This window comes from Salipiger mangrovisoli (assembly GCF_015223355.1).
In the GTDB taxonomy this organism is placed as follows: domain Bacteria; phylum Pseudomonadota; class Alphaproteobacteria; order Rhodobacterales; family Rhodobacteraceae; genus Salipiger; species Salipiger mangrovisoli.
Window position 1 is genome coordinate 114,249 of record NZ_JADFFK010000010.1, and the last position, 11,840, is coordinate 126,088.

Below are 11,840 nucleotides of genomic sequence, written 5' to 3' on the forward strand. Positions count from 1 at the left end.
GCGCGCGGGATCAGAACTCGCGCTGCTCGTAGGCCGCAAGCGCCGCCGCACGGCCTTCCTGCGCGGAGACCACGGGCGCGGGGTACTCCGCCGCGGGGTCCAGCTGCCAGCTGCGCGGCACCGCCGCAAAATAGTCCAGCGCGCTCTGCGGCGGCTGCGCCTGCCCCTCCGCGATCCATGTTCGGCGATAGGCCCCCTCGGGGTCGAATTTCTCGGCCTGGGTCTCGGGATTGAAGACGCGGAAATAGGGCGCCGCATCCGGCCCGCAGCCCGCCACCCATTGCCAGCCCATCGCGTTGGCCGCCGGGTCCCAGTCGATCAGGCAGTCATCGAACCAGGCCTGCCCGATGCGCCAGTGCACCATCAGGTGCTTGGTCAGGTAGCTCGCCACGATCATCCGGGCGCGGTTGTGCATGTAGCCGGTGACATACATCTCGCGCAGCGCCGCATCGACCACCGCCATGCCGGTGCGCGCCTGTTCCCACAGCCGCACCTCGCGCAGCCGCCGGTCCTCCTTCCAGGGGAAGGCCCGCCATTCCTCGCGCCAGTTCTCCTCGAGGATATGGGGCGTGTGCCACATCAGGTGATAGGCAAACTCGCGCCACGCCAGTTCCGAGAGAAATTTTCCCGCACCTGCCTTGCCCTCGGCCTGCGCCCGCAGCCCCGCGTGCCAGCAGCGCGCCGGGCTGATCTCGCCAAGGCTGAGATATTCGGACATCCGCGAGGTGCCTTGCTGGTCGAGACGGTCGCGCCTCTCGCCGTACTCCGCCACCCCGTCACGCATGAAGGTTCCAAGCCGCGCCTGCGCCGCCGCCTCGCCCGGCAACACATGGCCCGACAACACCGTCGCGCCTCGGTTCATCGCCGCGCCGAGGTGCCAATCCGCCAGCGCCGCGCTCTCCGGCCAGTCCCGCGGCACCGGGATCTTCGCCGGCGCGGCCACCGGCGCCGCCACCTCGCGGTCCTTCACCGCGCGCCAGTAGGGGCTGTAGACCTTGTAGTAGGCCCCCTGCTTGGTCTCGACGCTCCACGGCTCGAACAGCAGGTGCCCGCTGAAGCTCTCCGCCGCGATCTCCGCCGCCCTGAGGTCCGACTTCACGTCCGTGTCGCGTGCAACCGAGGCGGGATCATAGGCGCGCTGCCAGTAGACCGCGCCGGCACCGGTCTCGCGCACCAGCTCGGGGATCACCTCGCGCGCCGGCCCGGCGCGCAGGATCAGCCGCGACCCCTTCTCCTCCAGCGCCGCGATGAAGGCCTCGAGCCCCTGCTCCAGCCGCCATTTCGGCGCCGCACCCAAAGCGTCCACGGTATGGTCTCGCACGAAGACCGGGATCACCGGCCCGCCGCGCGCCACCGCCGCGCTCAGCGCGGCATGGTCCGACAGGCGCAGATCGCGCCGGATCCAGAGCAACGTGGGGGAAACATCGGCCATGCGGGCACCTCCTTGACTGACGCAAAACTGTCCCGCCGCGGCGCGAGGTCAAGCCCGGTGCCGCGGCGGCGGCAGGGCCGCAGCCTGCCGCTTCTTCTCTTTCCAAATACGCACATCCGGCGGTGCCGGAGGCGCCCAGCTCAGAGCACCGCGTCGAGCGCCTCCAGCAGCTTGGTCATCTCGTCCTGCGAGGTGTAATGGGTGAACGACAGCCGCAGCACGCCCTTTTCCGGGTCGACCCGCTGCGCCTCGAGCGCCCGCACCGCGTAGAAATCGCCGCCTCCCGCCATGATGCCGTGCCCGGCCAGCGCCTCGGCCAGCTCGAGCCCCGGTCGGGCGTGTTCCAGCGCGATGGTCGGAGCGCGGCGTTCGGCGTCGGCCGTGCCCAGCACCCGCACCGAGTTGCGCCCGGCGAGGTAGTCGAGCAGCGGCTGCGTCAGCGCCACTTCCTGCGCCCGCATCAGCGCCGCGACGCCGCGCGCGTCGGTGCCGTGATGGGCGGCCTGCGCATCGATGTAATCGGCCATGCCGGCGCAGGCGGCGACCTGCGCGTGGTCCGGCCCCGCCGGGGTGAAGCGCTTGTAGAGCGTGCCGCCGTTGAAATAGTGCCCCTGGTTCGGAAGTTCTTCGCCAAGCGTCCGCCGGATCACCATCAGCCCCTGGTGCGGACCATAGGTCTTGTAGGCCGAGAAGAGATAGATGTCGGCCCCGAGCGCATCCACGTCCGGAAAGCCGTGCGGCGCGTAGCTGACGCCATCGACGCAGGCAAAGGCCCCGGCGGCGTGGACCATCGTGCAGATCTCGGCGACGGGGTTGATCTCGCCCACCACGTTCGAGCAATGCGGGAAGCACACCAGCCGCACCTTCGCGTCGAGCAGATCCGCAAGCGCCGCCGGGTCAAGATGGCCGGTCTCGGGATCCATCCGCCATTCGCGGATCTCGATGCCCTCCTCGGCCAACCGCCGCCACGGACCGGAATTGGCCTCATGGTCCTGGTTGGTGACGATGATGGCCTCGCCCGGCTTCAGGAACCGGCGGAAGGCATTGGCCAGCACGAAGGTGTTGGCGCTGGTCGAGGGACCGAAGCTGAGCTCGTCGGTGTCCACGCCCAGAAGCGCCGCCATGCGAACCCGCGCCTCGTCCATCTCGGCGCCGCCATCGCGGGCGGGCGCGTAGGGCCCGTAGGGCTGCATCTTGCGCGCATGGTAAAAGCGCGTCAGCCGATCGATCACCGGCGCACAGGTATAGGAGCCGCCCGCGTTCTCGAAAAACGCCAGGCCCTGCAACGACGGCTCGGCAAAGGCGGGAAACAGGCTGCGGGTGTAATCGACGTCTAGCATTTCGGCTCCTTGAGGTTTCGGCGCAGAAAAGCGCTGGCGGCGCGCAGGGTCAAGGCGCCCATCTCGCGCAGGTCGGCGCGCGTGCCGGAACGCCATGTGCCGCGCCCTGCGCATCGCCCGCCTGCATGTGAAACCTTCCCGGATGTGGGAAGCCTGGCCTGCACGTTCCTCGATCGCCGCCTCGGGATCCCTGAGGTGACCTGCATCGCACAAGATGGCATGATCGCCGCGAAGGGCTCGCGCGAGCCATTCCCGATGCCGTGGCGCAAGCGGATCACCGCTGGCGCGTCCGGCAGCGCCGGGCGTTTCCCCGAGCGCGGGCGGTGCCCGTGCCGAACATTGTGAGTGAGGAGGAGCACCATGCACATCAGGACCGAGGGACCGGAGGAGACCGAGGCGATTTCTGCCCTTACCACGCACGCCTTCGCCAGCGCCACCCATGCCGAGGGCACCGAGGCCGCCATCGTGGAAAGACTGCGTGCCGCGGGGGCGCTGACCGTCTCGCTGGTGGCCGAGGAAGAGGGCGCCCTGCTCGGGCATGTGGCCGTTTCGCCGGTCGAGGTCGCCGGGCATCACGGCTGGCAGGGGCTCGGGCCGATCTCGGTCACCCCCGAACGCCAGCGCTCGGGGATCGGCACGGCGCTGATGCGCGCGGCGCTGGCCGAGCTGCGGGCCTCGCATTGCAAGGGCGTGGTGCTGGTGGGAAACCCCGAGTTCTACCGGCATTTCGGCTTCCGGCAGGCACCGGGACTGACCGTCGAGGGCATTCCCCCCGAGGTGGTCCTCGCCCTGCCCTTCGGCCCCGACCTGCCCGAGGGTGCGTTGCGCTTTCATCCGGCCTTCGGTCTGGACTGAGCCGCAGATAAAGAAGCGCGGGCCCCGAGGGGGCCCGCGCCTGTACCGTTCCGCCTGCGCCTCAGGCGCGGCGCTCTGCCTGCAATCCGCGCCAGATCGCCAGGCACATCACCAGAAGCACCAGCGTGAATGGCAGCCCGGTCGAGATCACCATCGACTGGAGAGACGACAGTCCCCCGGCCGAAAGCAGCAGCACGATCGCCACCGCGCCCTCGAAACAGGCCCAGAACACCCGCTGCGGCACCGGCGCATCGACCTTGCCGCCCGCGGTGATCGTGTCGATGACCAGCGAGCCGGAGTCCGAGGAGGTGACGAAGAACACGATCACCAGCACCACCGCGAGCACAGAGGTGATCGACGACATCGGCAGCGCCTCGAGCATCGCGAAGAGCGACAGCGGCGGGTTGTAGCTGTCGATGACATTGGCCTTCACCATGCTGGTCGCCGGATCGCTCAGTACCTGATCGATGGCAACACCGCCGAAGACCGCCATCCACAGCACGCAGACGAGGCTCGGGATGATCAGCACGCAGGTGATGAACTCGCGCACCGTGCGGCCACGGCTGACGCGGGCGATGAACATGCCGACGAAGGGTGACCAGCTGATCCACCACGCCCAGTAGAACGAGGTCCAGCCCTGCACGAAGTCGGTGTCCTCGCGGCCCACCGGGTTCGACAGCGGCACGAGATCGACCATATAGGCCCAGAGCCCGCTGGCGAAATCGCTGAAGATCAGCATCGTCGGTCCGACGATCAGCACGAAGAGCAGCAGCGCGGCAGCCAGCACCATGTTGATCTCGGAAAGCACCTTCACCCCGCCATCAAGACCGCGCACCACCGAGATCAGCGCGACCGCGGTGATGCCTGTGATGATCAGCACCTGCATGGTCGGCCCGATCGGCAGGCCGAAGACATGGTTGAGCCCGGCGTTGACCTGCTGCGCTCCGAAGCCAAGCGAGGTGGCCAGGCCGAAGAGCGTCGCAAACACCGCGAGAATGTCGATGATATGGCCCCACCAGCCCCAGACCCGCTCGCCCAGCAGCGGGTAGAAAGCCGAGCGCACGGTCAGCGGCAGACCCTTGTTGTAGGAAAACAGCGCCAGCGCCAGCGCCATCACCGCGTAGATCGCCCAGGGGTGCAGCCCCCAGTGGAAGATCGTTGCCGCTAGGCCCATGGCCTTGGCGGCCTCGACGTTCTCGGGAATGAGATTGCCGTCGGCATCAAACGGCGAGGGCACGCCCAGAGGTGAGCTGACCGCCATGTGGTACACCGGTTCGAGCACCCCGAAGAACATCAGGCCGATGCCCATGCCGGCGGCAAACAGCATGGCGAACCAGCCTGCGTAACCGTAATCCGGCGTCGCCTCGGCGCCGCCGAGCCGCACCGATCCCATCGGCGTGACGATCAGCAGCAGGCAGAAGATGACGAAGATGTTGGCCGCGCCGAGGAAGAACCAGTCGAAGGTCTTCGTGGCGAAGGAGAACAGCCAGGTAAAGATGCTGCCGGCCTGTTCGGGCAGCGCCAGCGTATAGAACACGAAGGCAACGACAACCGCCCCAGAGATCACGAAGACCGGGTTGTGAATGTCGAGCCCGAACGGTCCGAACTGCGCCTCGATATTGTCCTGACCGATCTCGTAGTCGGTCTCGATGATCTCCGATGCACCCTCTGGAGCAGGGATCCCCAGGTCCGTGGTATCAGTATCCGGTGTGTCACTCACGCGTGGACCCTCCTTTTCTTCTTACGTTTATTTTCAGTGTCTTGTGTTGCATCGCCGGCCGAACGTCACCGAACCACCATCACCGAGACCTTCGCCCGCGCCGCGATCGTGCCGCCGTTGGACGGCCAGAAATGCTCTGCCAGTCCGGGAATGTGGCTGGCCATCACCACCAGGTCGGCACCGGTCTCCTCGACCGCCTTGATCAGCGCCGGATCAAGATCGACAGCCGGATCATGGGTCACCACCGGATGGGCCGAGGCCTCGGCCCCGACAGCGAGCCCCTGCGCCTTGGCGAAGCTGGCGAGCCTTTCGCCATATTCCTGCGGGGTATGCGCAATGGCCGAGGGTGTCGCGGCGGTCACCCCAACGTAGACCAGCCGCGCACCGAAATGCGCGGCAAGCTCACCCGCCACTTTCAACGCCTTCGCGAGCCGATCCGCATGAGTCAGATCGACCGGAACCATGATGCAGTTGAACATGGACCCCTCCGTCTTTGGCAGCCCGGAACTCCCGGACCTATGTGATTGTTTTATTTAGAGGTCTCTGCAAGTAGACACCTGCGAACACCCCTAGGTGCCAGACCGTGGACGAGCGGGACCTGCCCTGCTCACCACCACCCGACACCCGGCAACGCGCGCCGCCCAAGGGCCGCGGACCTGCGATGACAAGGGGTGACCTAGCGCACGATCGCGTGAGGGAAAGGCTTCTGATACAAGAAAAACCGGACTTCCGTGCCCCGCCTCGTCCGCCCAGCCCTGACAGAACCGCCTCCCGGAGCAACGGCAAGCGCAACGCCCACTTGACCGGCGCGGCTGGAATGGTACTCAGGCCACAAGGTGGGCCTGTAGCTCAATTGGTTAGAGCAGGGCGCTCATAACGCCTTGGTTGCGGGTTCAAGTCCTGCCGGGCCTACCAAATCCCCCTCATACCACGGCAGAGCGTCCCCCGTCCCCGGCGGACCCGCGCCGCCTTGGATCCTGCCAATTTTGTTGCCCTCCAGACGACAACCAGTCGGCAGACTGTCGCGTTGACGACATTCGACCACATCTCTTCAACAATTCCGGATCGACATGGGCGATTTGACCCATTTCCGCCACAGTTCAATCACAGTTTTTCCCCGCCCTCGCTCTAACAATTCATTAACCAAGATCGCGACGCGCCGCCCCTCAACGGGGCTGACCGCGCAGCGCGGTCCGGGCCGAGTAGTGAATGAGAGAAAGGGTAACCAATGCCAGATCGCCTTGATCGACACCCGAAAATGAATACGACCTTTCTCGGAATCCTAGGCTTCGTGCTGGTCACCGCAACCGCCGCGGCAATCTTCGGCATCCGGTGGCAGGCGCAGGAATATCAGGTGCAGCTCCAGCGCGAGCTCGGCCTGCGCGGTGCGCAGGCGCTGGCACAGACCTTCAACAAGGCCATAAGCCGGGAATGGGACTCGCTGCGTGCCGTCGCCTCCCGCACCGCTTATGCCGAAGCCCCCGAGATGCAGGAATTCGCCAATGCCGTGGTGCGTGCCGGTGGTCAGATCGCCTGGGTCGGGTTCGCCTCGCCGGACGGGGTGATCATCGCCGGGTCACGTGGCGAGCGCCTCGGCGACGACGTCTCGCAGCGCAACTGGTTCCGGGCAGGGTTCAGCGGCGAGACCGTCGGCTCCGCCTATACGAAAAACGAGGGCACCGAAGAGGAAGTCAGCCTGATCAACCTGTCGATGCCGGTCAAGGACAGCTTCGGCGACACCCAGGCCGTCGCGGTCTACAGCGTGCGCATCTCCTGGGTCGCGGAGTACATGGAGCAGGCCGCACAGGAACTCGACCTCAGCGCGATTATCCGTGACCGCAAGGGCCAGACACTGGTCGACACCCGCCCCGAGGCCGGCACCGATCTGCCCGCGCGGGTCGAGGGAATGATCCTTGCCGGACGCCCCGACGCCGACCGCACGCGCCTGCACCGCAGCGACGCCGGGCACCTCTATGCCGTGCTGCCGAACTTCACGCTCGATACCATGCCCGGCTTCGGCTGGACGCTCATCGTCGATGTGCGCGCGGATGCCTTCGGCTCGGCCTTCCCGCAGTTCCTGCGCAACATCAACCTCATCCTGATGACCATCGGGCTCGGCGTGCTGCTCTCGACCTTGCTGCTCTTCCATCACCTTACGCGGCCGTTCCTGCGCCTCATCCGGACCGCGACGGCGCTGGCCGACGGTCAGATGGTCTACCCCCGCGAGGAGCAGGCCACGCGCGAAAGCATGTTGCTGTCGGCGGTTCTGGCGCGGCTTCAGACGCAGATACAGTCGCTGCGCGCCAAGCCCTAGGCCCGGCGCACAGCACGATGCAGACTTCAGGCGCAGCGTTCGGTCGCTGCGCCTTTTTCCTGTCCAAGCACCTCGGCGGCGATCTCGAAGCTGCGCAGCCGCGCCGCGTGGTCGTGGATCATCCCGGTGAGGATCAACTCGTCCGGCTGGTAGCGCGCGACCAGCGCCTCAAGCTCGGCGCCGACCTTGTCACGGTCGCCCGCCGCCGAGATGCTCAGCGCCGAATTGGCCGCCGCGAGAAAGCGCGGATCGGTCTGCGCCGCGATATCGGCCACCGGGCGCGGCAGCCGTCCCGGACGCCCGGTGCGCAGGTTGATGAAGGCTTGTTGCTGCGAGGACTTGAGCCTCAGCGCCTCTTCGGTGGTTTCGGCCGCCCAGACGTTGGCGGCGAGCATGAAGCGCGGCGCGCGGGTGACACCGGGCTGGAAGCGCGTGCGGTAGACCTCGATCGCCTGCTCGAGCGCGTCGGGCGCGAAATGCGAGGCAAAGGCATAGGGCAGCCCCAGATGCGCGGCCAGCTGCGCGCCGTAGAGCGACGAGCCGAGAATCCAGACCGGCACTTGCGTGCCCTCACCCGGCACCGCGATCACGGCCTGATGGTCCTCGGCCTCCTGGAAGTAGCCCAGCAGCTCGATGACGTCCTCGGGGAAACGGTCGGCGGCGGAATTGAGATTGCGACGCAACGCCATGGCGGTCACCTGGTCCGAACCCGGCGCGCGGCCGAGACCGAGGTCGATACGGCCGGGGAAGAGCGTCTCGAGCGTGCCGAACTGCTCGGCGATGACCAGCGGTGCGTGGTTGGGCAGCATGATGCCGCCCGCACCGACGCGGATGGTCTTCGTCGCCGCCGCCACCTGTCCGATCACCAGAGACGTCGCCGCCGAGGCGATGCCGCGCATGTTGTGGTGCTCCGCCAGCCAGTAGCGCTCATAGCCCCAGCGCTCCGCGTGCTGCGCAAGATCGAGCGTGTTGGCCAGCGCCTCTGCCGGCGTGCTGCCCTCGGGGACCGGGGAAAGGTCGAGCAGGCTGAAGGGAATGCGGGTCATGCGGCACCTCTTGTTCCGTGTTGACCCCGATATAGGTCCCGCCTGCCCGCACCGTCACCCTGCGCAGACGCACAAAGCAGCTCTCACCCTGTGCACCTGCACAAACCGGCTCAGCGCGCCGCCATGCGGATCGCGCCGTCGAGCCGGATCACCTCGCCGTTGAGCATGGAGTTCTCGATGATGTGCTGGACCAATGCGGCATATTCCGCCGGATCGCCAAGCCGCGCCGGGAAGGGCACCTGCTGGCCCAGGCTGTCCTGCACCTCCTGCGGCAACCCCTGCATCATCGGCGTCAGGAACAGACCCGGCGCGATGGCGCAGACACGGATCCCCAGGCTCGCCAGATCCCGCGCCATCGGCAGCGTCATGCCCACGACGCCGCCCTTCGACGCGGCATAGGCCACCTGCCCCACCTGCCCCTCGTAGGCTGCGACCGAGGCGGTGTTGACGATCACACCGCGATTGCCGTCGGCGTCGAGAGGCGCGTTCTTCGCCATCAGCGCCGCCGCCTGCGAGGCGACGTTGAAGGTGCCCGTGAGGTTGATGGCGATGGCGCGGGCAAAGAGCGCCGGATCATGCGGCTCGCCGCGCGAGACGGTCTTGGCCCCCGGCGCGATCCCGGCGCAGCTCACCGCCACATGCAGCGCGCCTTCGGCCCCGTGCACCTGCGCCAGCGCCGCGGCGACGCTCGCCGGATCCGTCACGTCGGTCTCGATGAACCGCCCGCCGATCTCCGCCGCGGTCACCGGCCCGCGCTCGGCATCGCGGTCGAGCAGCGTGACCTTGGCACCCAGCGCCGCAAGACGTGTCGCCGTGGCAGCCCCCAGCCCGGACGCACCGCCCGACACCACGGCCACAAGGTTTGCACCGATCTGCATGATACTCCTCCCGATTTATCCTCGGGGCGGAGTTGAACCGCAGGCGCCGTGCCCCGTCCAGCGCAGCGGCGCGGAACGTTGCGTCAGGGCGTGCTCAGGCGAGGGTGCTGCGCTCTGCGGCATCGAGCACCGGGGTGGCAAGCGCGCCATAGAGGATCATCACCACCGCCCGGCTCGGCGCTTCCTTGAGCGCCTCTCCCAGTTCCGCCACGGTCGAGGACACCATGCGCTGGCCCTCCTTGCTGACGTTCTCCGCCATCAGCGCGGGGGTCTCGGGCGGCATCCCCGCCGCGATCAGCCGCTCGGCCAGCTTCGAGAAGGTGCGCCGCCCCATGTAAAGGCAGGTGACCGCCTCGGGATCCGCCAGCGCGGCCATGTTCATCTGTTCGGGCAGCGCTCCCGTTACGTCATGGCCGGTGACGAATTGCAGGCGGCGCGCGGTGAGCCTGCGGGTCAGCGGCATCGCGGCGGCGGCGGCGGCGGCAGACGCGGAGGTCACGCCCGGCACCACCTCGAAGGGAATACCCGCTGCGGTCACCGCGGCGATCTCTTCCTCGAGCCGTCCGAAAATCCCCGCATCGCCCGACTTCAGCCGCACCACATGCTGACCGGCCAGCGCGTGATCCACCAGCAGCGCGCTGACGAACTCCTGCTTCGGCGACGGGCAGCCAGCGCGCTTGCCGACGGCCACCATCTCGGTCCCGGCTGCGCAAAGCTCGAGGATCGGCCCCGAGGCAAGATCGTCGTAGAGCACCGCATCGGCCTTTTGCAGGCATTTGAGCGCCCGCACGGTCAGAAGCTCGGGATCTCCGGGACCGGAGGAGACGAAACTGACAAAGCCGGACATGGGGCCTCCGCGATCGGGTCAAGAATGCGTCCCGTGCTACGCCGCGCGCCGCGGCAGCGCAAGCAAGGCATCGCGCCATCCACCGGGAATCGCGCGTGAACTCGCGAAAATGCAAACGCCCCGCACCTTGCGGCACGGGGCGTCGAACGTTCGACCTGAGGTCAGGAAATCACAGGCGCGAGGCCACGTTTTCCCAGTTCACCAGGTTGTCGAGGAAGTTCGCCAGGTAGGCCGGGCGCTTGTTGCGGAAGTCGATGTAGTAGGAGTGCTCCCATACGTCGCAGCCCAGCAGCGCGGTCTGGCCGAAGCACAGCGGGTTCACGCCGTTTTCGGTCTTGGTGATCTTCAGGCCACCGTCGGTGTCCTTGACCAGCCACGCCCAGCCCGAGCCGAACTGGCCGGCGCCGGCGGCGGCGAAGTCTTCCTTGAACTTGTCGAAGGTGCCGAAGGACTCGGCGATCGCCTTCTCCAGCTCACCCGGCATGGCGTTCTCGCCCGGGCCCATCATTTCCCAGAACTGGGTGTGGTTCCAGTGCTGCGAGGCGTTGTTGAAGATGCCGTTCTGGGCAACCGCGCCGGCCTGGTAGGTGCCCTTGACGATCTCTTCCAGCGACTTGCCGGCCCACTCGGTGCCCTCGACCAGCTTGTTCAGCGTGGTGACATAGGCGTTGTGGTGCAGGTCGTGGTGATACTCCAGCGTTTCCTTGGACATGCCCTTGGACGCGAGCGCATCGTGGGCATAGGGAAGATCGGGAAGTTCAAAGGACATATGCGTTTCCTTTCGCCTGTCGGTAAAGTTTGGGTGTATTCCTAGACCTGCCACACGCGAGGTCAAGCGAAGTCTGGTGTACCATCGCACTCAGGGCTGTGCGGAAAGCTCGTCGAGAGGTTGTGCCTCGCACCGGCCATCTGCTTGAAACACCGAATCAAATCCGGCGGGGATGGCGGTGACGGTGACCTTCCCGCTCGCCTTGTCGATCCCCGCCCGGTAGAGCATCCTGCGGGTCTGCTGGCTGCCCGCTCCGACCGGGTAATCCCAGGTGAAACTGACCCGCGCCGTGCTCTCCGAGGCAACCTTGCCCCGGACCGGCAGTCCCGCGTTGTGATAAAGCGCCACCGGGTCCGAGATCACCACGCGCCCGGTCTCGGGATCATGGGCGATGAACAGGACGGGCGGCACCCAGCGCTGGCTGTAGGCCACGCGCAGCTGGCACAGGTAGCCCACTGCCTTGTCCGAGATCGACTCTGCCGCCGCCTGATCGCCGACCTGATCGCCCACCAGCTTCAGCGCATCGGGCGCCGGGCTCGCAGCCGCCGGGGCCAACTGCAGGGCAACGCCCAGCGTGATGGCCACGGCACGTGCCAAACCTCTCATCCAAGCACCCCTCTTGCGCACATTCACCAAGCT

11 protein-coding genes and 1 tRNA gene are annotated in these 11,840 nt (G+C 67.1%); 3 read left to right on the forward strand and 9 right to left on the reverse strand.

Annotated features, from left to right (window positions below):
- Positions 1-10: 10 nt before the first annotated feature.
- A complete protein-coding gene (locus tag IQ782_RS14655; RefSeq protein ID WP_194135407.1) occupies positions 11-1,432 on the reverse strand; it encodes a cryptochrome/photolyase family protein in 1,422 nt (473 codons plus the stop codon).
- Positions 1,433-1,572: 140 nt separating this feature from the next.
- Positions 1,573-2,772, reverse strand: coding sequence for an aminotransferase class V-fold PLP-dependent enzyme (locus tag IQ782_RS14660; RefSeq protein WP_194135408.1), 1,200 nt, complete (start codon positions 2,770-2,772; stop codon positions 1,573-1,575).
- A gap of 360 nt (positions 2,773-3,132) precedes the next feature.
- Between IQ782_RS14660 and IQ782_RS14665 the strand changes: the two genes are divergently transcribed.
- A complete protein-coding gene (locus IQ782_RS14665; RefSeq protein WP_194135409.1) occupies positions 3,133-3,627 on the forward strand; it encodes a GNAT family N-acetyltransferase in 495 nt (164 codons plus the stop codon).
- Between the two features lie 61 nt (positions 3,628-3,688).
- Here the strand turns inward: IQ782_RS14665 and IQ782_RS14670 are convergent, their stop codons facing one another.
- Entirely contained in the window at positions 3,689-5,347 is a 1,659-nt protein-coding gene (locus IQ782_RS14670) for a BCCT family transporter (protein ID WP_194135410.1), read from the reverse strand.
- A gap of 65 nt (positions 5,348-5,412) precedes the next feature.
- Positions 5,413-5,826, reverse strand: a complete 414-nt coding sequence (locus tag IQ782_RS14675; protein WP_194135411.1) for a universal stress protein — start codon at positions 5,824-5,826, stop codon at positions 5,413-5,415.
- A gap of 359 nt (positions 5,827-6,185) precedes the next feature.
- Here IQ782_RS14675 and IQ782_RS14680 point away from each other — a divergent pair.
- Both IQ782_RS14680 and IQ782_RS14685 read left to right on the forward strand, forming a co-directional pair.
- Positions 6,186-6,262 (forward strand) — tRNA-Ile (locus tag IQ782_RS14680).
- Positions 6,263-6,605: 343 nt separating this feature from the next.
- Positions 6,606-7,661 carry a cache domain-containing protein gene (locus IQ782_RS14685; RefSeq protein WP_194135412.1) on the forward strand — a complete coding sequence of 352 codons (1,056 nt, stop codon included), beginning with the start codon at positions 6,606-6,608 and terminating at the stop codon, positions 7,659-7,661.
- A 26-nt stretch (positions 7,662-7,687) separates the two neighbouring features.
- On the opposite strand, the gene IQ782_RS14690 is transcribed toward IQ782_RS14685, so the two are convergent.
- The 5 genes from IQ782_RS14690 to IQ782_RS14710 form a co-directional block, all read right to left on the reverse strand.
- Positions 7,688-8,707, reverse strand: coding sequence for an LLM class flavin-dependent oxidoreductase (locus tag IQ782_RS14690; protein WP_194135413.1), 1,020 nt, complete (start codon positions 8,705-8,707; stop codon positions 7,688-7,690).
- A 110-nt stretch (positions 8,708-8,817) separates the two neighbouring features.
- Positions 8,818-9,585, reverse strand: coding sequence for an SDR family NAD(P)-dependent oxidoreductase (locus tag IQ782_RS14695; protein WP_194135414.1), 768 nt, complete (start codon positions 9,583-9,585; stop codon positions 8,818-8,820).
- A gap of 94 nt (positions 9,586-9,679) precedes the next feature.
- The gene (gene cobA, locus IQ782_RS14700; protein WP_194135415.1) at positions 9,680-10,432 is read right to left on the reverse strand and encodes a uroporphyrinogen-III C-methyltransferase; all 753 of its coding nucleotides are present in this window, start codon (positions 10,430-10,432) and stop codon (positions 9,680-9,682) included.
- A 169-nt stretch (positions 10,433-10,601) separates the two neighbouring features.
- Positions 10,602-11,201: a superoxide dismutase gene (locus tag IQ782_RS14705; protein ID WP_194135416.1), complete on the reverse strand. Its 600-nt coding sequence runs from the start codon at positions 11,199-11,201 to the stop codon at positions 10,602-10,604.
- Between the two features lie 90 nt (positions 11,202-11,291).
- Positions 11,292-11,807 carry a hypothetical protein gene (locus IQ782_RS14710; RefSeq protein ID WP_194135417.1) on the reverse strand — a complete coding sequence of 172 codons (516 nt, stop codon included), beginning with the start codon at positions 11,805-11,807 and terminating at the stop codon, positions 11,292-11,294.
- Positions 11,808-11,840: the final 33 nt, after the last annotated feature.